The 20,050-nt window shown below is 72.2% G+C and carries 20 protein-coding genes and 1 tRNA gene; 9 read left to right on the top strand and 12 right to left on the bottom strand.

Annotation, left to right across the window (positions count from 1 at the left end; all coding sequences use genetic code 11):
* Positions 1 to 65 precede the first annotated feature (65 nt).
* The 6 genes from BZZ08_RS28065 (at position 66) to BZZ08_RS28040 (ending at position 8,346) form a co-directional block, all read left to right on the top strand.
* A complete protein-coding gene (locus tag BZZ08_RS28065) occupies positions 66 to 806 on the top strand; it encodes a response regulator transcription factor (protein WP_198601728.1) in 741 nt (246 codons plus the stop codon).
* On the top strand, positions 803 to 2,401 hold the full coding sequence (locus BZZ08_RS28060) for a sensor histidine kinase (protein ID WP_104635017.1): 1,599 nt from the start codon (positions 803 to 805) through the stop codon (positions 2,399 to 2,401). Before BZZ08_RS28065 ends, BZZ08_RS28060 begins: the two co-directional genes overlap by 4 nt.
* Positions 2,402 to 2,415: 14 nt before the next feature.
* A complete protein-coding gene (locus tag BZZ08_RS28055) occupies positions 2,416 to 3,720 on the top strand; it encodes a bifunctional glycosyltransferase family 2/GtrA family protein (RefSeq protein ID WP_104635016.1) in 1,305 nt (434 codons plus the stop codon).
* Positions 3,717 to 5,891: a glycosyltransferase family 39 protein gene (locus tag BZZ08_RS28050; protein WP_104635015.1), complete on the top strand. Its 2,175-nt coding sequence runs from the start codon at positions 3,717 to 3,719 to the stop codon at positions 5,889 to 5,891. Before BZZ08_RS28055 ends, BZZ08_RS28050 begins: the two co-directional genes overlap by 4 nt.
* A gap of 58 nt (positions 5,892 to 5,949) precedes the next feature.
* Positions 5,950 to 7,467 carry an MFS transporter gene (locus BZZ08_RS28045; protein ID WP_104635014.1) on the top strand — a complete coding sequence of 506 codons (1,518 nt, stop codon included), beginning with the start codon at positions 5,950 to 5,952 and terminating at the stop codon, positions 7,465 to 7,467.
* 120 nt (positions 7,468 to 7,587) lie between these two features.
* On the top strand, positions 7,588 to 8,346 hold the full coding sequence (locus BZZ08_RS28040) for a TetR/AcrR family transcriptional regulator (RefSeq protein WP_104635013.1): 759 nt from the start codon (positions 7,588 to 7,590) through the stop codon (positions 8,344 to 8,346).
* A gap of 59 nt (positions 8,347 to 8,405) precedes the next feature.
* Here BZZ08_RS28040 and BZZ08_RS28035 read toward each other — a convergent pair whose 3' ends face one another.
* Positions 8,406 to 8,876 (bottom strand): PPOX class F420-dependent oxidoreductase, encoded by a 471-nt coding sequence (locus tag BZZ08_RS28035; RefSeq protein ID WP_104635012.1) that lies wholly within the window; start codon positions 8,874 to 8,876, stop codon positions 8,406 to 8,408.
* 9 nt (positions 8,877 to 8,885) lie between these two features.
* Positions 8,886 to 9,266 carry an STAS domain-containing protein gene (locus BZZ08_RS28030; RefSeq protein ID WP_104635011.1) on the bottom strand — a complete coding sequence of 127 codons (381 nt, stop codon included), beginning with the start codon at positions 9,264 to 9,266 and terminating at the stop codon, positions 8,886 to 8,888.
* Positions 9,267 to 9,538: 272 nt separating this feature from the next.
* On the opposite strand from BZZ08_RS28030, the gene BZZ08_RS28025 reads away from it, so the two are divergent.
* Both BZZ08_RS28025 and BZZ08_RS28020 read left to right on the top strand, forming a co-directional pair.
* Positions 9,539 to 10,243, top strand: a complete 705-nt coding sequence (locus BZZ08_RS28025; RefSeq protein WP_241965584.1) for an ANTAR domain-containing protein — start codon at positions 9,539 to 9,541, stop codon at positions 10,241 to 10,243.
* Positions 10,244 to 10,261: 18 nt separating this feature from the next.
* Positions 10,262 to 10,981, top strand: coding sequence for a GAF and ANTAR domain-containing protein (locus tag BZZ08_RS28020; protein WP_104635009.1), 720 nt, complete (start codon positions 10,262 to 10,264; stop codon positions 10,979 to 10,981).
* On the opposite strand, the gene BZZ08_RS28015 is transcribed toward BZZ08_RS28020, so the two are convergent.
* From BZZ08_RS28015 to BZZ08_RS28005, 3 genes are all read right to left on the bottom strand, one after another.
* Positions 10,964 to 11,785: a YceI family protein gene (locus BZZ08_RS28015; RefSeq protein WP_104635008.1), complete on the bottom strand. Its 822-nt coding sequence runs from the start codon at positions 11,783 to 11,785 to the stop codon at positions 10,964 to 10,966. The genes BZZ08_RS28020 and BZZ08_RS28015 overlap by 18 nt on opposite strands.
* Positions 11,786 to 11,894: 109 nt before the next feature.
* The gene (locus BZZ08_RS28010; RefSeq protein ID WP_104635007.1) at positions 11,895 to 14,474 is read right to left on the bottom strand and encodes an MFS transporter; all 2,580 of its coding nucleotides are present in this window, start codon (positions 14,472 to 14,474) and stop codon (positions 11,895 to 11,897) included.
* A gap of 9 nt (positions 14,475 to 14,483) precedes the next feature.
* Positions 14,484 to 14,987, bottom strand: coding sequence for a MarR family winged helix-turn-helix transcriptional regulator (locus BZZ08_RS28005; RefSeq protein WP_104635006.1), 504 nt, complete (start codon positions 14,985 to 14,987; stop codon positions 14,484 to 14,486).
* 205 nt (positions 14,988 to 15,192) lie between these two features.
* Here BZZ08_RS28005 and BZZ08_RS28000 point away from each other — a divergent pair, with 205 nt between their 5' ends.
* Positions 15,193 to 15,393 (top strand): hypothetical protein, encoded by a 201-nt coding sequence (locus BZZ08_RS28000; protein ID WP_104635005.1) that lies wholly within the window; start codon positions 15,193 to 15,195, stop codon positions 15,391 to 15,393.
* 302 nt (positions 15,394 to 15,695) lie between these two features.
* Here the strand turns inward: BZZ08_RS28000 and BZZ08_RS27990 are convergent, their stop codons facing one another.
* From BZZ08_RS27990 to BZZ08_RS27960, 7 genes are all read right to left on the bottom strand, one after another.
* Positions 15,696 to 16,652 (bottom strand): RNA polymerase sigma factor SigF, encoded by a 957-nt coding sequence (locus BZZ08_RS27990; protein WP_104635003.1) that lies wholly within the window; start codon positions 16,650 to 16,652, stop codon positions 15,696 to 15,698.
* A 291-nt stretch (positions 16,653 to 16,943) separates the two neighbouring features.
* Complete coding sequence (locus BZZ08_RS27985) at positions 16,944 to 17,783, bottom strand: RNA polymerase sigma factor SigF (protein ID WP_030188868.1); 840 nt, start codon at positions 17,781 to 17,783, stop codon at positions 16,944 to 16,946.
* A gap of 191 nt (positions 17,784 to 17,974) precedes the next feature.
* Positions 17,975 to 18,268: a Dabb family protein gene (locus tag BZZ08_RS27980; RefSeq protein WP_104635002.1), complete on the bottom strand. Its 294-nt coding sequence runs from the start codon at positions 18,266 to 18,268 to the stop codon at positions 17,975 to 17,977.
* The gene (locus BZZ08_RS27975) at positions 18,268 to 18,444 is read right to left on the bottom strand and encodes a hypothetical protein (RefSeq protein WP_052836888.1); all 177 of its coding nucleotides are present in this window, start codon (positions 18,442 to 18,444) and stop codon (positions 18,268 to 18,270) included. Before BZZ08_RS27975 ends, BZZ08_RS27980 begins: the two co-directional genes overlap by 1 nt.
* Before the next feature lie 88 nt (positions 18,445 to 18,532).
* Positions 18,533 to 18,617 (bottom strand) — tRNA-Ser (locus BZZ08_RS27970).
* Positions 18,618 to 18,717: 100 nt separating this feature from the next.
* Positions 18,718 to 19,149, bottom strand: a complete 432-nt coding sequence (gene tadA, locus BZZ08_RS27965; protein ID WP_104635027.1) for a tRNA adenosine(34) deaminase TadA — start codon at positions 19,147 to 19,149, stop codon at positions 18,718 to 18,720.
* Between the two features lie 68 nt (positions 19,150 to 19,217).
* Entirely contained in the window at positions 19,218 to 19,769 is a 552-nt protein-coding gene (locus tag BZZ08_RS27960) for a tRNA adenosine deaminase-associated protein (RefSeq protein WP_104635001.1), read from the bottom strand.
* Positions 19,770 to 20,050: the final 281 nt, after the last annotated feature.

The raw sequence follows: 20,050 nt of genomic DNA, 5'->3' as shown, positions 1-20,050 counted from the left end.
GTTTCTCAGAGAAATCACAGCTTGGGGAAAGGGCCCTCTCAGAGCGCCCCGACATGGTGTCCGCCATGACCACGATCTCGCCCCAGGGGCGCACCGAACTGCTGAGGCCGGACGGGAGCCCCGTCCGGGTGCTTGTCGTGGACGACGAGCAGTCCATCACCGAACTGCTGTCCATGGCCCTGCGCTACGAGGGCTGGCAGATCCGCAGCGCCGGAGACGGCCACGGCGCCGTCCAGACCGCCCGCGACTTCCGGCCCGACGCCGTCGTCCTGGACATGATGCTGCCCGACATGGACGGACTGAGCGTGCTGGGGCGGCTGCGCCGCGACCTGCCGGACGTGCCGGTGCTGTTCCTGACCGCCAAGGACGCCGTCGAGGACCGGATCGCCGGGCTGACCGCGGGCGGGGACGACTACGTCACCAAGCCGTTCAGCCTGGAGGAGGTCGTCGCCCGGCTGCGCGGACTGATCCGCCGCTCCGGTGCCGCCGACCGGCGCTCCGACTCCGTCCTCGTCGTCGGCGACCTCACCCTCGACGAGGACAGCCACGAGGTCACCCGCGGCGGCGACGGCATCCACCTCACCGCCACCGAGTTCGAACTGCTGCGCTTCCTGATGCGCAACCCGCGACGGGTGCTGAGCAAGGCGCAGATCCTGGACCGCGTGTGGTCCTACGACTTCGGCGGCCAGGCCAACGTCGTGGAGCTGTACATCTCCTACCTGCGCCGGAAGATCGACGCGGGGCGCGAGCCGATGATCCACACCCGGCGCGGCGCCGGATACCTGATCAAGCCCGCGGTGTCATGAGCCGCAGGCGACGACCGCGGCCGCGTACCCTGCGGACGCGGCTCGTCGTCGCGTCCGTGGCACTGATCGCGGTGGTCTGCGCGGTGATCGGCACGGTGACGACGGTGGCGCTGCGCTCGCACCTGTACGAGCAGCTGGACGGGCAGGTGGGCGAGGTCGTAAGGCGGGTGTCCGGCTTCGGGCCGCCGGGCCAACCGGGCCCCGGCGGCGGGGTGAAGCAGCGGATGGACCTCGGCGAGTTCGTCACGCACGGCGGACCGCAGCCGCGCGACACGATCGTCGCCGAGACGCGGAACGGTGCCGTCGTCGACGCCAAGTACGGCAAGAAGGACGACGAGAGCACGGACCCCAGCAGGACGACGCCGGTCTCCCTCGACGAGGCCCAGCGCACCGCGCTCGCCGCCGTCCCCCGGGACGGCGGGGCGCACACCGTCGGGATCCCCGGCCTCGGCGACTACCGCGTCGAGTACCACGACGGCTACTACGCCGCCCTGCCCACCTCCGACGTCACCGAGACGATCAACACCCTGATCCTCGTGGAGGCCAGCGTCACCGCCGCCGGTCTCGTCGCCGCCTCCCTCGCCGGAGCCGTCATCGTCGGCGTCGCCACCCGCCCCCTGCGCCGGGTGGCCGCCACCGCCGGCCGGGTCTCCGAACTCCCGCTGCACGCGGGCGAGGTGAACCTCGACGAACGGGTCCCGGAGTCCGAGTGCGACCCGCACACCGAGGTCGGCCGGGTCGGCTCCGCGCTCAACCGGCTGCTGGACCACGTCCACGGAGCCCTGCACGCCCGGCAGCAGAGCGAGACGCGGGTACGGCAGTTCGTCGCCGACGCCAGCCACGAACTGCGCACCCCCCTCGCCTCCATCCGCGGCTACGCCGAACTCACCCGCCGGGGACGCGAACAGGTCGGCCCCGACACCCGGCACGCGCTGGGCCGCATCGAGTCCGAGGCCGGCCGCATGACCCTGCTGGTCGAGGACCTGCTGCTGCTCGCCCGCCTGGACGCCGGACGGCCGCTGGAGTTCGGGCGCACCGACCTCGTACCACTCGTCGTGGATACCGTCAGCGACGCCCGCGCGGCCGGTCTCGACCACACCTGGCGGCTCGACCTGCCCGACGAACCGGCCCTGGTGTCGGCGGACCCGGCCCGGCTCCAGCAGGTGCTGGTCAACCTGCTGGGCAACGCCCGCAACCACACTCCGCCGGGCACCACCGTCACGGCGCGCGTGCGACGCGACGGGACCTGGCTCTGCGTGGACGTGGTGGACAACGGGCCGGGCATCCCCGCCGAGTTGCTGCCGCGCGTCTTCGAACGGTTCGCCCGCGGGGACTCCGCGCGGTCCCGCGCGACCGGCTCGACGGGCCTCGGACTCGCCATCGTGCAGGCCGTGACAACCGCGCACGGCGGTGGCGTGACGGCCGACAGCGCGCCGGGCCGGACGGTCTTCACCGTGTATCTCCCCGCGGTCCACGACCGGTCCCTCCCCGCGGTCCACGACCGGTCCCTCCCCGCGGTCCACGACCGGCCGGACCGGCGAGCGCACTCACAGGCGCAGCACAGTCCCACCACACGGGTGCGACAGGGGAGTTGAGAAGAGTCGGTCCCATGCGAACCGACTCTTCTCCCGGCTCCCTGCCGGCGCGGGAGCACCTCCCGGCCGCAGGAGCCGGTACGCCTGTCCTGGACGTAGTGGTCCCCGTCTACAACGAGGAGGAAGACCTCGGGCCGTGCGTCCGGAGACTGCACGAACACCTCACCCGGACCTTCCCGTACGCCTTCCGCATCACGGTGGCGGACAACGCCTCCACGGACGGCACCCCGCTCGTCGCCGCCCGCCTGACGGCCGACCTCGCCGCCGTCAGGTCCGTCCGGCTGGAGCAGAAGGGGCGGGGCCGGGCCCTGCGCTCCGTCTGGTCGGCCTCGGACGCACCGGTCCTCGCCTACATGGACGTGGACCTCTCCACCGACCTGAACGCGCTGCTGCCGCTGGTGGCCCCGCTGATCTCCGGTCATTCGGACCTCGCGATCGGCTCCCGGCTCGCCCGCAGCTCGCGGGTGGTGCGCGGCGCCAAGCGGGAGTTCATCTCCCGCGGCTACAACCTCATCCTGCGCGGCTCCCTCCAGGCCCGCTTCTCCGACGCCCAGTGCGGCTTCAAGGCGATCCGCCGGGACGTGGCCCAGGTGCTGCTGCCGCTGGTGGAGGACACCGGCTGGTTCTTCGACACCGAGATGCTGGTACTCGCCGAGCGCGCCGGGTGCCGGATCCACGAGGTGCCGGTCGACTGGGTCGACGACCCGGACTCCACCGTGCACATCGTGCGGACGGCGACCGAGGACCTCAAGGGCGTGTGGCGGGTCGGCAAGGCCCTGGCCACCGGGTCGCTGCCGCTGGACCGGCTGGCCCGCCCCTTCGGCGACGACCCGCGCGACCGCGACCTGACCGGCGTACCGCAGGGGCTGGCCCGGCAACTCGTCGGCTTCTGCGTCGTCGGCGTCCTGTCCACCCTCTTCTACCTGCTCCTCTACAGCGGCTTCCGCCACTTCACCGGCTCCCAGCTCGCCAACGCGCTCGCGCTGCTGGTCTCGGCGGTCGCCAACACCGCCGCCAACCGGCGGCTGACCTTCGGGGTGCGGGGCCGGGGCGGCGCCGTGCGGCACCAGGCGCAGGGGCTGGTCGTCTTCGGCATCGGACTCGCGCTGACCAGCGGTTCGCTGGCCGCCCTGAGCGCGGCGACGACCGACCCGGACCACTCCACCGAGCTGGCGGTGCTGATCGCCGCCAACCTTGCGGCCACCGTGCTGCGCTTCCTGCTCTTCCGCGCCTGGGTGTTCCCCGACACACCGCCCACGGCCCCCTCCCCGGAACCTCACCTGCCGGACCCGCAGCGCACCTGGAGCGACGCCCGATGACGACGCACTACGACCCGGCCACGCACGCCGACGGCACCGGCGCCCCCGCCGACGAGAGCGGGGGACCGTCGCCCGCCCACCGGCAGCCCCGGCGGTCCCGGCTCGGCCGGGTGTGGCGCGGCCGCCCCGAGGACCCGCGCTGGGTACGCCCCGCCTTCCTCGGCCTCCTGCTGGCCACCGCCCTCCTCTACCTCTGCGACCTGAGCGCCTCCGGCTACGCCAACTCCTTCTACTCGGCGGCCGTGCAGGCGGGCAGCCAGTCCTGGAAGGCGTACTTCTTCGGTTCGCTCGACGCCGGCAACGCCATCACCGTCGACAAGCCCCCGGCCGCGCTGTGGCCGATGGCGCTGGCGGTGCGGGTCTTCGGCCTCTCCTCCTGGTCGGTCCTCGTCCCCGAGGTGCTGATGGGGGTGGGCACGGTCGCCGTCGTGTACGCGGCCGTGCGCCGCCGGTTCAGCCCCGCGGCCGGACTCGTCGCGGGCGCCGTCCTCGCGCTCACCCCGGTCGCGGCGCTGATGTTCCGGTTCAACAACCCGGACGCGCTGCTCGCCCTGCTGATGTCCGCCGCCTGCTACCTCGTCGTACGGGCGCTGGAGGACGGCCGGACCAAGTGGCTGGTGTGGGCGGGCGTCGCGATCGGCTTCGCGTTCCTGACGAAGACCCTCCAGGCCTTCCTGATCCTGCCCGCCCTCGCCCTCGTCTACGGGGTCTGCGCGCCGGTGCGGCTCAGGAAGCGCCTCGGGCAGCTCGCGCTGGCGACCGCCGCGATCGTCGTCTCCGGCGGCTGGTGGGTCGCGGTCGTCGAGCTGTGGCCGGCCTCGTCGCGCCCGTACATCGGCGGGTCGCAGAACAACAGCTTCCTGGAGCTGACCTTCGGCTACAACGGCCTCGGGCGCCTCAACGGCGAGGAGACCGGCAGTGTCGGCGGCGGGGGCGGCGGCATGGGCGGGGGCGGTGGTGGCGGGCAGTGGGGCGAGACCGGCTGGGACCGGATGTTCAACTCCGAGATCGGCGGCCAGATCTCCTGGCTGCTCCCGGCCGCCCTGGTCCTGCTCGCCGCGGGCCTGCTCGCCACGCGCCGCGCCGGCCGCACGGACACCGCGCGCGCGTCCCTCCTGGTCTGGGGCGGCTCGCTGCTGATGACCACGGCCGTCTTCAGCTACATGGCCGGCATCTTCCACCAGTACTACACGGTGGCCCTCGCGCCGTACCTGGCGGCCGTGATCGGCATGGGCGCCGCGACCCTGTGGGAACGCCGCGAGCGCCCCTGGGCGTCGCTCGCTCTCGCCGCCGCCGTCACGGCGAGCGCGGCCTGGGGCTACGTCCTGCTCGACCGGACGCCCGACTACCTCCCCTGGCTGAGGGTGCCGGTCCTGGTCGGCGGCCTGGTCGCCGCGCTCGGGCTGGTCTTCGCCGGGCGGGTGGGGCGGCGGACCGCCCTCGCGGCGGCCGGGCTCGGCCTCGTGGCGTCGCTGGCCGCGCCCACCGCGTACACGCTCAGCACCGTGCGGGAGGGGCACAGCGGCTCCATCGTCACGGCCGGTCCGGCCGGCGCGAGCAGGGGCGGCGGCCCCGGCGGTGGCGGCGGCCCCGGGGGCGGCGGCTTCCCGGGCGGCGGGAACCCACGCGGTCAGGGCCAGGGGCAGGCCCAGGGCGGTCCCGGTGGTGGCTTCCCCGGCGGCGGCACCGCCCCGGGCGCCGGGGGCACCAATCAGAACGGCCAGACGCCGAACGGCCAGAACGGCCGGACGCCGAACGCCCCGGCCGGCGAAGGCGGCCGCATGGGTGCGGGCGGCGGCATGGGCGGCCTGCTCGACGGCGCCGAAGTCGGCTCCGAGGCGAAGAAGCTGCTGGAGGCCGACGCCGAGGCGTACACCTGGGCCGCCGCCGCGATCGGCTCCCAGAACGCCGCGAGCTACCAGCTCGGCACCGGCGATCCCGTGATGGCGATCGGCGGCTTCAACGGCACCGACCCGTCGCCGACCCTGGCCCAGTTCAAGCAGTACGTGGCGGACGGCCGGATCCACTACTTCATCGGCGGCGGTGCGGGCGGCGGCATGGGCGGCGACTCCGGCACCGCCTCGCAGATCACCTCGTGGGTCGAGGCCAACTTCAAGGAGGTCACGGCCGGCTCGGCCACCTTCTACGACCTCACCTCACCGACGGACTGAATCCCTCCGGACGAGGCACCGTTGTACAGCGTATAGGGCTCGCTATACGCTGTACAACATGACGACATCACCCCAGGAATCCGCCAAGGAACGGGGAACCGTACCCCCGGTCCAGGGCCACCCGCAGCGCTGGCTGATCCTCGGTGTCATCAGCCTCGCCCAGCTCACGGTGGTCCTGGACAACACCGTGCTGAACGTGGCCGTCCCCTCGCTCACCGACGAGCTGGGCGCGGCCACCTCCGACATCCAGTGGATGATCAACGCCTACTCGCTCGTCCAGTCCGGTCTGCTGCTCACCGCGGGCAGCGCGGCCGACCGGTACGGCCGCAAGAAGATGCTGGCCACCGGCCTCGCCCTGTTCGGGATCGGCTCGCTGGCGGCCGGACTCGCGGACACCACCGGCCAGCTGATCGCGGCGCGGGCCGGCATGGGCATCGGCGGCGCCCTGCTGCTGACCACCACGCTCGCCGTGGTCATGCAGATCTTCGCGCCCGCCGAGCACGCGAAGGCCATCGGCATCTGGAGCGCGGTCAGCGCGCTCGGCTTCGCCTGCGGGCCGCTGATCGGCGGGTTCATGCTGGACCACTTCTGGTGGGGCGCGATCTTCCTGATCAACCTGCCGGTGGTGGCCCTCGGCCTGGTCGCGGTCGTGGCCCTGGTCCCGGAGTCGAAGAACCGGCAGGGCGACCGGCCCGACCTGCTCGGCGCCTTGCTCTCCACGGTCGGCATGGCCGCGCTGGTCTACGCGATCATCTCCGGCCCGGGGCACGGCTGGGCGTCGGGACGGGTCCTGGCCACGGCCGCCGTCGCCGTGGGCGTGCTCGCCCTCTTCGCCTACTGGGAGAGCCGCGTCCCGTACGCGATGCTCGACCTCACCTTCTTCCGCGACCAGCGGTTCACCGGCGCGGTGGCCGGTCTCGTGCTGATCGCCTTCGGCATGGGCGGTGCGCTGTTCCTGCTCACCCAGCACCTGCAGTTCGTCCTCGGGTACGGCCCGCTGGAGGCCGGGCTGCGGACCGCGCCGCTGGCCCTGACGGTGGTGCTGCTGAACTTCTCCGGGGTGTCGGCGAAGTGGCTGGCCAGGCTCGGTACGCCGGTGGCGGTGCTGCTGAGCATGATGCTGATGGCGGCGGGCCTGGTGGCCATCGCCACACTGACCGGGCAGGGCTACGCCGGCCCGCTGCTGGGGCTGCTGCTGATCGGCGTGGGGTGCGCGCTCGGCAACCCGGCCATGGCCCACGCGCTGATGAGCGCGATCCCGCCGGCCAGGGCGGGAGTGGGCGCGGGCGTCAACGGCACGCTGGCGGAGTTCGGCAACGGCCTGGGCGTGGCCGTGCTGGGCGCCGTGCTGACCTCGCGGTTCGCGGCACTGGCCCCCGTATCGGCGACGTCGCTGCCCGCGGCGCTGGCTTCGGCGGAGGATGAGGGCGAGCGGGGGCGGGTGCTGGACGCGTTCTCCTCCGGGGTGGGGAGCAGCCAGTTGGTGGGCGCGGTGGCGGTGTTGCTCGGCGGGGTGGTGGCGGCGGTGTTGTTGCGCAGGGCGGAACGGGCAGACTCGGGGGTTGTGAGCGCCTGACGGCTCGGGTGGCCTGCTCGCGACGCGGCTGCGGGTGGTCCGTGGTCGCTCGCGCGGTCCCTCGCGTCCCTCAAGGGGCGCTTCGCCGACCGGCGTGTGATGAGTCGAGGAGAGGTGCGCATGACGAAGGCAGGGCGGGAGGGGCCGCGGGACAGTGTGTGGCTGTCGGGGGAGGGGCGGCGCAGTGGGCGCCGTGGGGGCCAGCCGTCCGGGCTCGACCGGGACAGGATCACCGGGGTCACCGTCCGGCTGCTGGACGCCGAGGGCCTGACCGGGTTCTCCATGCGCCGCCTGGCCGCCGAGCTGAACGTCACCGCGATGTCCGTGTACTGGTACGTGGACACCAAGGACCAGCTGCTCGAACTCGCCCTGGACGCCGTCTTCGGCGAGCTGCGCCACCCGGACCCGGACGCCGGCCTCGACTGGCGCGAGGAGCTGCGTGCGCTGGCCCGGGAGAACCGGGCGCTGCTGGTGCGCCACCCCTGGACGTCCCGGCTGGTCGGCACCTACCTCAACATCGGGCCGCACTCGCTGGCGTTCTCCCGGTCGGTGCAGAACGTCGTGCGCCGCAGCGGGCTGCCCGCGCACCGCCTGACCGGCGCCATCTCCGCCGTCTTCCAGTTCGTCTACGGCTACGGCACCATCGAGGGCCGCTTCCTCGCCCGGGTGGCGGACACCGGGCTGAGCCCCGAGGAGTACTACCAGGACTCGATGAGCGCGGCGACCGAGCTGCCGGACACCGCGGGCGTCATCGAGGACGCCCAGGACATCATGGCGGCCCGGGGCGGCGACACCGTCGCGGAGATGCTGGACCGGGACTTCGAGTTCGCCCTCGACCTGCTCGTCGCGGGCATCGACGCCATGGTCGAACGGGGCTGACCGGGCGCCGGTCGCACGCCCCGGCGAAGGGCCCTCACGCGCCCCGGCCGAGGGCCCCCTCAGTCGTCCGCCGCCAGCCGCGCCGGGAAGCCGCCCGTCGCCACCGGTCCCCACTTCTCCGGCGTCACCCGGATGATGGACTTGCCCTGCTCGACCATGGCCTGCCGGTACTCGTCCCAGTCGGGGTGCTCGCCGGAGATGTTGCGGAAGTACTCCACGAGCGGCTCCACGGAGTCGGGCGCGTCGACGACCTCCGCGGTGCCGTCGACCTGGACCCACGGGCCGTTCCACTCGTCGCTGAGCACGATGAGGCTGACCCGCGGGTCACGACGCGCGTTGCGGGTCTTGGCCCGCTCGGGGTAGGTCGAGACGACGATCCGGCCGGAGTCGTCGACCCCGCAGGTCAGCGGCGACCCCTGCGGGCTGCCGTCGGCCCGCCGGGTCAACAGGATCGCCCGGTGCCGGGGGCGTACGAAGTCCAGCAACTCGGCCAGGGAGACACGGGTGTTCGTCGCGATGTTCGGTGCCATGCCGCCAGCCTAGGGCGCCGTCCCGCACTCCGTGCGCAGCGCCTCCGCGAGGTTGTCGTGGACCGGCACGTCGCGGCGGAGTCCGGAGAGTTCCAGGACGCGGCTGGGCACGCCCTTCGGGACGGCCACCACGCGCAGCAGGGCCCCGTCGGGCAGCCGGTGGCGCACGGCGGCGATCAGACGGACCCCCTGGGAGTCCATGAAACGGGTCGCGGAGAGGTCCAGGACGAGCAGGCGCAGTCCGTCGGAGCGCTGCTCCACGGCGGTCGTGATCAGCGGCAGCAGCCCCGAGGCGTTGCAGAAGTCGATCTCGCTGGGCATCGCGAGTACGGCGCACCCGGGCGGATCACAGGGCTCACACGGTTCGCAGGACTGGGGAGGGAAGGTCACAGCACTCACCTGACAGACGTCCGTCGGGCTTCCGGCCGGGCCGCTTCCTGACCCGCTCCCCATTCCACCATGCCGCGGGGCGGCGCGGAAGGCGCACCGTCCGTCCGTCCGCCCGGTCCGCCGACCGAGCGTCACCGGCACGCAACCGAGCAGCTAAAGTGCTGTTCGTCCTGTGCTCGCAGTCGGGAATGTGCTGCGGAGCTCTCCTGCGCACGGCCGTGAGGCCGCGCTTGCCGAAGAGGTTCGTGGTGGCTGCGTCCGAATTTACTGATTTGCCGCGTTTTCCGGTGGGCTTCGAGCTGGCCGAGGCACTGACCGCGGCGGCTCAGCACCTGCACGGGACGGGCACCCCCGACGACACCATGAACACCGCCGTCTCACTGGCGGTACGCCTGCTGCCCGACGCCGAGCACGCGGGCATCTCGGAGATCCAGCGCGGCGGCCGGCTGCGCACCCTGGCCTGGACCGACGAGACCGTGCGCTTCGCCGCCGAGCCCCGGCAGGGCGGCCACACGCCGCACCGGGACTGGGAGCGCCTGTGGACCACGCCCGTGGTGCGCACGGACGACAGCGAGGCGGACGGCGGCGGCGCCCTGTCCGGGCTCGGCCTGCGTTCGGCGCTGTCCCTGCGGCTGCGCGCCGACCGGCGCCGCCTGACCGTGCTGACCGCCTACGCCCGCAAGCCGCAGGCCTTCGACGACGACGCCACCCGAGTCGGGCGGCTGTTCGTCGCGCACGTCTCCCTCGCCCTGGACTCGGCGACCGTGCGCGAGCAGCTCACCGAGGCGATGCGCACCCGGGACCTGATCGGCCAGGCCACCGGCATCCTGATGGAGCGGCTGGACATCGACGCGGCCGGTGCCTTCGACTCCCTGGTGAAGGCCTCGCAGCGGGAGAACGTGAAGCTGCGCGACCTGGCCCGCCGCATCGTCGACGCGAACTCCGCCTCCGGTGGACGAGGTGTGACCGAACGGTGAGGGGACATCCGTACGGTCATGACCCCGCAGACCACGGACCCGGACCCGAGCACGCAGCCGCTTGACCACGCCCTCGCCCGCACCCAGGGCCTGGACACCCTGCTGCGCGACCTGACCGACCGGGCGGTCCAGCAGGTGCCGGGCGCCGACGCCTGCTCGGTCACGGTGCGCCGCGCCGACCGGCTGATGACGCTGGCGGGCAGTACCGGCCTGCCCAGCGGCCTGGACCTGCGCCAGTACGAGAACGGCTCGGGCCCCTGCGTGGACGCCGCCGAGACGGGGAGCGCGCGGTACTCCCCGGACCTGGCGGCCGAGACCCGCTGGCCCGCGTACACGGAGTACGCGCTGGCCACCGGCGTGCGCTGTGTGCTGGCACTGCCGCTGCCCGTCGAGGGCGAGACGGGCGCCGCGCTCAACCTCTACGGCCTCGAACCCGACTCCCTGGCCCAGGAACTGGACGTGGCCCGCGCCTTCGCGGAGCGGGCCGCGGACGCGGTGAACGAGGCCCTGCGCATCGAGCGGGAAGGGGCCTCGGCGGCCGACGTGCGCACCGCCCTGCTCTCCCGCAGCGTCATAGACCAGGCGGTCGGCATGCTGATGGCCCGGGAGCGTATCGACGCCCACCGGGCCATGGAGCGGCTGCGCCGGGCCTCACAGGACCGGAACGTCAAGCTCCGGGACCTGTGCGCCCAGGTGGTGGCCCGGGCGTCCGGCGGTGCGTCACACCGCGGGCAGTGACTCCCCCTGGACCGCCTGGATGTCCAGCTCGACCCTGAGCGTCGTGCCGATGGCGGCGATGCCGGCCTGGACGACCTGGTTGTAGTTCATGGCGAAGTCCTCGCGGTGCAGTTCCGTCGTCGCCCGGAAGGCCGCCCGGGTGCCGCCCCAGGGGTCGGCGCCGGTGCCGAGGTAGGCCAGGTCCAGGTCGACCTCGCGGACGACCCCGTGCAGGCCCAGCTCGCCGTGGACGGTCCAGCGGTCCGGGCCGGCCTCGCTCACCCCGGTGGAGCGGTAGGTGATCTCCGGGTAGCGCTCGACGTCCAGGAAGTCGGCCGAGCGCAGGTGGGTGTCGCGCATGCCGTTGCCGGTGTCGATCGAGGCCGCCCGGATCACCGCCTCCACCCGGGACTTGGTGACGTCGTCCGGCGCGATCTCGACGGTGGCGGCGAAGTCGGTGAAGCGGCCGCGCACGCTGGAGATGCCCAGGTGCTGGGCGACGGCGGCGACACCGGAGTGCGCCGGGTCGACCGTCCACGGCCCCGGTGGCGGCAGTTCGGTGCCGCCCTGGCGGGCCAGTGTCACCGTGCCGACCTCGGCCCGGCCGCTCGCGGTGACGATCGCGCTGGAGGCGGCCGGTGCGTAGCCGACCGCGGTGACGATGACGGTGTACGCCCCCGGCGTCAGTGCGGTGGTGTCCCGCACGGCCCCCTCGGTGTCCGCCTCGGCGCGCAGCACCTGCGTGCCGGTCATGTCGGTCACCGTGACGACCGCGTGCGACACGGCCCATCCGTCCCGCGTTCGGATCCTCGCGGTCAGTCCCATCCCGTTTTCTCCCTGCAAAGGCTCAGAAAGTGGTCGTAAAGAAACCGGCCCGTGGTGGGCGGGCGCACCTCCGCTCAGAGCGCGCACGCCACCACGGGCCGGGGTTCTGCTACTCGCCGGGGTGGGCGAGCTCGATGTCGTGACCGTCGGCACCGGGTCCGGCGACCGTCAGGGCGGTGGCCACCGGCGGGTAGCCGGTCGCGATGACGGTGTACTCACCGGCGTCCAGGTCGGTGAAGGCGTACGCCCCGTCCGTCCCGGTGGTGGCCGTGCCGATCACGTTGCCCGCCGCGTCCACCAGGGTGACCCGGGCGTCGGCGAGCGGACCGTGCGGTGCCCGCACGACGCCCTGGACCTGGGCCCCGGCCTGGAGGTCGACCTCGACGCGGGTGACGCCGGTGCCGCCCACCTCCAGCGGCAGGGCACGGGGCCGGTAGCCGGCGGCGTTGACCGCGACGGTCACCGGGCCCGGCACCAGCTCGGTGAAGGAGAACTCGCCCTGCTCACCGGTGGCGGCGCTGGCCAGCAGGTCCCCGCGCACGTCGGTGACGATCACCATGGCGTCCTTGACCGGCAGCCCGCTCTCCACGGCACGGACCAGGCCGGTGAGCCCGCTGGTGCCGCTGAGCAGGACGTCGTAGGCGACCGGCTCGTCGTTGACGACGATCGTGGAGGCCTGCGGCTGGAAGCCGTCGGCGGAGGCGATCAGCACGTACGACCCGGCGCTCGGGGCGTCGACGGCGTAGGAGCCGTCGGCCTGGGCGACGGACCGGCCGAGCTGGCGGCCGGCCAGCGAGATCAGCGTGACCGCGGCCTGCGGGACCGGTGCGGACTCGGCGCCGCGGACGAAGCCGCGCACCGCGATGCCGCCGGAGACGGGCGCCTGCGGTTCACCGGAGCCGCTCGTCGTGGCGACGGCGGCCAGCCGCTGTGTGGTGGCCGGGGCGGCCGAGGTGTCCGAGACCGCCGAGGCGGCGGGAGCACCGGACGGCGTGGCCGACGCGGTCGCCATCGCAGCGGCCGGAACCGGCTCGTCGGCGACGCGGACGGCCTCGGCGGGGATGCCCGCCACCGGCGGCGCGGACTCGGCCGAGGACTCCGACGCCTGGGCGAGGGCGCCCTTGGTGCGCAGCGGGACCTCCTTGATGAACAGCGTCACCAGGAAGGCGAGCAGGGCGATCGGGGCGACGATCAGGAAGATGTCCGCGATGCCGTGCCCGTAGGCGCTCTCCAGCCATTCACGGATACCGGGGGGCAGCAGGTCCATGTCGGGGATCGAGCCGCCGCCGGACGCCTTGGCCGCCGCCGCCTGCTCCTGCGGGCTGAGCGAGCCGATGGTGTCCGAGGCGTAGTGGCTGATCCGGGTCGACATCACGGAGCCGAGCACCGAGACGCCCACCGCGCCACCGAGGGACCGGAAGAAGGTGACCGTGGAGGAGGCGGCACCCAGGTCGCTCGGGTCCACCTGGTTCTGCGTGCAGAGCACCAGGTTCTGCATCATCATGCCGACGCCGAGACCCATCAGCGCCATGAAGATGCCGATGTGCCAGTAGGGGGTGTCGTAGCGCATGGTGCCGAGCAGGCCCAGACCCGCGGTCAGTAGCACGCCGCCGGCCAGCAGCCAGCCCTTCCACTTGCCGGTCTTGGTGATGATCTGACCGGAGACCGTGGACGAGATGAACAGACCGCCGATCATCGGGATCGTCATGACGCCCGACATGGTCGGGGACTTGTCCCGGGCCAGCTGGAAGTACTGGCTGAAGTAGACGGTGCCCGCGAACATCGCGATACCGACGAACAGCGAGGCCAGCGAGGCCAGGGTGATGGTGCGGTTCTTGAACAGGCGCAGCGGGATGATCGGCTCGCTGGCCTTCGACTCGACGAGGAGGAAGAGCAGCGTCAGCACGACGGCGCCGCCGACCATGGCACCGGTCTGCCACGACATCCAGGAGTACTTGTCGTCGGCGAAGGTGACCCAGACGAGCAGCAGGCAGACGGCCGCGGTGACGAAGAAGGCGCCGGCCCAGTCGACCTTGACCTTCCGCTTGAGCACCGGCAGGTGCAGCGTCTTCTGCAGCACGATCAGCGCGAGGATCGCGAAGGGCACGCCGACGTAGAGGCACCAGCGCCAGCCGAGCCAGCTGGTGTCGGTGATGACGCCGCCGAGCAGCGGACCGCCGACGGTGGCGACGGCGAACGTGGCGCCGAGGTAGCCGGAGTAGCGCCCGCGCTCACGCGGGGAGATCATCGCGGCCATGATGATCTGCGCCAGGGCGGACAGACCGCCGGCGCCCAAGCCCTGGATGGCCCGCGCGGTGATCAGCATCGCGGGGTTCTGCGCCAGACCGGCCACGACGGAGCCGATGACGTAGACGATCAGGGCTATCTGGACCAGGGCCTTCTTGCTGAACAGGTCCGCGAGCTTGCCCCACAGGGGGGTGGAGGCGGTCATCGTCAGCAGCGAGGCGGTGACGACCCAGGTGTAGGCGCTCTGGCCGCCGCCGAGGTCACCGATGATCTCGGGCAGGGCGTTGGTGACGATGGTCGAGGACAGGATCGCGCAGAACATGCCGAGCAGCAGCCCGGACAATGCCTCCATGATCTGCCGGTGCGTCATCGGAGCGTCTCCGGTGGAGCCTCCCCCGTGCTTGGCATGAGCCCGCACACCGGCTGGTGTGGTCGTTGCCATGGACTTCCTTTACTTGATGGTGATCGCGGGTGTACGGGTGGACTGTTCGTCCCCGGACAGTGCGGGAGGCCGGGCCGCGGGGGCCCGGCAGTCGTCGAAGCTGGCCCTGAGGCGGGCCATGAGCCGGGAGAGCTGGCCGACCTCGTCGTCGGACCAGTCGCTCAGGCGGTGGGAGAGCAGCTGGGTGGACCGCTCGGCGATCTCGTCGAGCTGGTCCTGCCCGACGGGCGTCAGCCGCAGGATGCGCGAGCGCTTGTCCGCGGGGTCGGGAAGACGTTCGATCCAGCCCCGCTCGGCGCCGTGGGCGACGTGGCGGCTGGTGACCGACATGTCGACCGCGAGCAGCTCCGCGAGCTTGCTCATGCGCATGTCCCCGTGGCGGCCGAGCAGCGTCAGTACGGCGACGGACCCGCCGGGACAGTCGGACGGCAGCAGCCGTCCCATCTCCCGCTTCACGGCACCGAAGGCGCTGAACTGGCGGATCAGCTCCTCGTACTGCGCCCTCTCGGCCATGCGCACCTCCCGATTCGTTGCTTAGGGCAACCATAGGATCAGTTAGTTGCTACAGGCAAACAAAAACGGTCGACGCGGCATAAAAAGTTGGCAAAGACAAGTATTGCGAAAGTAAATGCGCAGGTGGTAAGGGGTGGACCGGGGCAAGGGGGCTGGGCGGCCCCGCACTTGGGCCGCACTCGCGGATTCGCTAGTGTCTCGGCCCATGGCTAACACCCAGGGCCCCCAGGGCAATAACGACCCCGCAGGCAGCACCCAGATGTTCCGCGCGTTCGTCGACGACGCCCCGCAGAGCCGGCAGGCGGCGGCCCCCGCCGCCTCGTCCGGGCCCCGCGTCGGCCTGATCGTCGGCATCGTGGCCGCCGTGATCGTCGTCGCGGCCGTCGCCTGGCTGGCGCTCGGCTAGGACCTGTCGTCCGGATCAGGTCGGCTGAGAGTTACCGCGCTCTTCAACCCGCCCGAGCGGGGCGTGGTGCGTGCAGCTGCAAGGCGGAGGAGGGCGACAGGGCGGAGCCCTGGCAACCGACGACAACGCCGCAGATGTGCGTGCCACGCCCCGCGACGTCGGCATGATCCAGACGGCAGGCCCTAGGATCCGGCACCGGGCCCCTCCGGCCGGTACCGGCGCAGACGAAGACGACCGCCGCGGCACCCCCGAGGTGCCGCGGCGGTCGCCGCGCTGTCCTGCCGGCCGTCCCGGTGCGGGCCTCAGTCGGAGATGAGACCCTCGCGCAGCTGCGACAGGGTGCGGGTGAGCAGCCGGGAGACGTGCATCTGCGAGATGCCGACCTCCTCGCCGATCTGCGACTGGGTCATGTTGGCGAAGAAGCGCAGCATGATGATCCGCCGCTCCCGGGGCGGCAGCTTGGCCAGCAGCGGCTTGAGGGACTCGCGGTACTCCACGCCCTCCAGCGCCGTGTCCTCGTAGCCCAGGCGGTCCGCCAGCGAGCCCTCGCCGCCGTCGTCCTCCGGGGCCGGTGAGTCCAGCGAGGAGGCGGTGTAGGCGTTGCCGACCGCGAGGCCGTCGACGACGTCCTCCTCGGACACGCCGAGGACGGCGGCCAGCTCACCCACGGTCGGGGAGCGGTCCAGCTTCTGCGACAGCTCGTCGCTGGCCTTCGTCAGGGCCAGGCGCAGCTCCTGGAGGCGGCGCGGGACGCGCACCGACCACGAGGTGTCGCGGAAGAACCGCTTGATCTCGCCGACGACGGTCGGCATGGCGAACGTCGGGAACTCGACGCCCCGTTCGCAGTCGAAGCGGTCGATCGCCTTGATCAGGCCGATGGTGCCGACCTGGACGATGTCCTCCATCGGCTCGTTGCGGGAGCGGAAGCGCGCGGCGGCGTAGCGCACCAGCGGGAGGTTGAGCTCGATCAGGGTGTCCCGGACGTAGGCACGCTCGGGGCTGTCCTCGTCGAGGGCGGCGAGCCGCAGGAACAGGGAGCGGGACAGGGTGCGGGTGTCGATGGCCCCCGTGGCCGGAAGGGCCTGGGCCGGCACGGCGTCGAGGTCCGGCACGGCGTCGCCGGCCTGAGTGCCGTCGACGGAGCCGACGGAGTCGATGGGGCCGACGGGCTCGACGACGGCGAGCGCCTCGATCGAGTCGGGCGCGGTCTCGCTCTCCGCGAGCGCAAGCACCTTCGAGCTGCCCTGTTCTGCGGACATGCCACCCCCTTTGGGTCGCGGGACGGTCGCGGCACACGCTCCCACGCCGGGAACGCAGCCTTCACCTGAATACCGGAGCCGAAGCTTCGGCAAACGCGTCTCCGGCAGAATGTCACATGTCGGCAACGCGCTGTAGTGACATGTCGACATCCGAGATGCGAATACCCCCTGGAAACAGGGGGTCTGATGGGCTTTCAGCCCGATTCCGTCCGCAACGGCCCTGGTGAGCGATTCGCTCTGACCGGTGACCCCTCGCTCGTGCTTTCGACTCCGTCGGAGTCCCCGCCGAGCTTACGCGTCGATCCGGTTCGCGGACCTCAACCGCTGGAAACTACGCGCCAGTAGCCGTGAGACGTGCATCTGGGAGACGCCGAGTTCGGCACTGATCTGGGACTGCGTGAGGTTGCTGTAGTAGCGCAGCAGCAGGATCCGCTGCTCCCGCTCGGGGAGTTGGACGAGCAGGTGGCGCACCAGGTCGCGGTGCTCGACCCCGTCCAGCGCCGGGTCCTCGTAGCCGAGCCGGTCGAGCAGGCCGGGCAGCCCGTCGCCCTCCTGGGCGGCCTCCAGCGAGGTGGCGTGGTACGACCGTCCCGCCTCGATGCAGGACAGCACCTCCTCCTCGGTGATGCGCAGCCGCTCGGCGATCTCGGCGGTCGTCGGGGAGCGCCCGAAGGCGGTGGTCAGGTCCTCGGTGGCGCTGTTGACCTGCACCCACAGCTCGTGCAGCCGGCGCGGTACGTGCACCGTGCGGACGTTGTCGCGGAAGTACCGCTTGATCTCCCCGACCACCGTGGGCATCGCGAACGTCGGGAACTGCACGCCCCGCTCCGGGTCGAAGCGGTCGATGGCGTTGATGAGCCCGATGGTGCCGACCTGGACGACGTCCTCCATCGGCTCGTTGCGGGAGCGGAACCGGGCGGCGGCGTAGCGCACCAGCGGGAGGTTGGCCTCGATGAGCGCCGCGCGCACCCGGTCGTGCTCCGGTGTGCCCGGGGTGAGGCCCTTCAGTTCGCCGAAGAGCACCTGGGTCAGGGCCCGGGTGTCGGCACCACGGCTGCGCTGCGGCGCGGGGGCCTCCTGGGCCTGGGCGGGCGGCGCGGGCGGTGCTTGAGGCGCAGTACTGGCCGGCACGGTCAACTCCACCTCGTGATCTGTCAACTCTTCCGTCAACTCATCCGTCAAAAGCGGTCATAGCATCACAAGACATGTCCACTGTGTGCAAGCACCGCATAACGTCGTGTTGAGTGAACGCGAAAGGCCCCGCACCGGACGGGTGCGGGGCCGGGGCGCGGGCCGAGGGGGCTCAGGGGCCCGCGGTGGTACTAGAACTCGTAGTCGGCGATCACCCAGGTGGCGAACTCCCGCCACAGCGCGACGCCCGCCTGGTGCGCCGGGTGTTCGAGATAGCGCTTGAGGGCGTCGGCGTCGTCCACCGCGGAGTTGACGGCGAAGTCGTAGGCGACGGGCCGGTCGCTGATGTTCCAGGCGCACTCCCAGAAGCGGAGGTCGTCGATCTGTCCGCCGAGCGCCCGGAAGGCCTCGGCGCCCTCCACGACGCGCGGATCGTCGCGCCCGACGCCGTCGTTCAGCTTGAACAGCACCAGATGGCGGATCATCACTCTCCTCCGTTGGCGGCCCAGGTCATGAAGTCGCCCACGGCGCCCGCCGCGTCGGATATGCCCTGGAAACCTATCTGTACGTAGTCGGCTGCTTTGGCCGGATCCGTGATGATCACGTACAGCACGAAGACCACGAGCACATAGACGGCGATCTTCTTCGAGTTCACCGCCACCGCGGCCTCCCCTGTCCCTTTCGACTCACGCCTTCGGTCGCTCATGATCGCACGAAGGGCCCCGTCTTTCGACGGGGCCCTTTCACAGCGGTAGCGGAGGGATTTGAACCCTCGGTGACTTGCGCCACACTCGCTTTCGAGGCGAGCTCCTTCGGCCGCTCGGACACGCTACCGAGACAGACCTTACAGCACGGAGCGGCATGCTCAGAAATCGGTATTGCGGCCGACGAACGGCCGTACGGGCGGCCGTTCCGGCACCCCGTACGGACCAGGTCAGCGGTCGCGGAAGAAGTCGGTGAGCAGCCGGGCGCAGTCGTCCGCCAGCACGCCCTCGATCACCTCGGGCCGGTGGTTGAGGCGCCGGTCGCGCACGACGTCCCACAGGGACCCGGCCGCGCCTGCCTTGTCGTCGCGGGCGCCGTAGACCACGCGGTCCACGCGGGACTGCACGAGCGCGCCCGCGCACATCGTGCAGGGCTCCAGGGTGACGACGAGCGTGCAGCCGGACAGGCGCCACTCGCCCCGTTCCGCCGCGGCCCGCCGGATCGCGAGGACCTCGGCGTGGGCCGTCGGGTCGCTGGTGGCCTCGCGTTCGTTGTGCCCGGCGGAGAGCACGGTACGCCCGTCCGGCGCCAGCACGACGGCGCCGACGGGCACGTCCCCGCCCTCCGCCGCCCGCCCGGCCTCGGCGAGGGCGAGCCGCATCGCGGCCCGCCACCGGTCGCGCACCGGATCGGGCGGTGCCTCCTCGGGCCACTGACCGGCCGGCGCGGTCAGCGGACGGTCTCCAGGACATCGGCGGCGCCCAGGGCCTCGGCGATCTCCCCGACCGCGTCCCCGGACATCGAGCGCAGTTCCTTCTCGCTCACCCCGAGGTCGTCGAGGACCTCGGCGTCGCCGACCGGCCCGTGCGGCACGGCCTCGCCCGAGCCGGCGGCCGCGGCGGTGCCGTCGCCGTCGCCGTCGTCCTCCTCGTCGTCGGACTCGCCGTCCTCCGTGCCGTCGAGGTCGAGGGCGTCGAGGTCGTCGCCGGCGTCACCCGGTTCCCGGCCGAGCAGCTCGTCGGTGAGCAGGATCTCGCCGTAGCTGCTGCGGGCGGCCGCGGCGGCGTCCGAGACGTAGATACGAGGGTCCTCCTCACCGTCCACCCGGACGACTCCGAACCACGCGTCCTCCTGCTCGATCAGCACGAGCACCGTGTCCTCGTCGGGAGAGGCCTCCCGGGCCAGGTCGGCAAGATCCGACAGGGTCTCCACATCGTCGAGCTCTGTGTCGCTCGCTTCCCACCCGTCTTCGGTGCGCGCGAGCAGTGCGGCGAAGTACACCGTGACTCTCCCACTGGTCCTAGGCGTGCCGGTTGGGGATCCCCCCGGCGGAGGCTACGGGCGGGGGAGCGGTGCTCCGAGCCCCACCCACTCGGAATCGTGGCAGAAACAAGGCACTCAGGGGACGTCTTCGGCGCCCTGTGTCCGGCTGTTTTGACCGGCGTCCCGGAAGGTGCGTACCCGGGCAGCCGCCCAGCAGCGCTCTCGTCGCCGCCACGTGCGGATCGTACGCGGATTCTCGCGGTCCCCGCGTACGTCCGTCACCACCAACGTCGGCGCGG

Origin of the sequence: Streptomyces sp. MH60 (genome assembly GCF_002939385.1) — a bacterium.
GTDB lineage: Bacteria > Actinomycetota > Actinomycetes > Streptomycetales > Streptomycetaceae > Streptomyces.
This window is presented reverse-complemented; position numbering and strand designations above follow the sequence as displayed.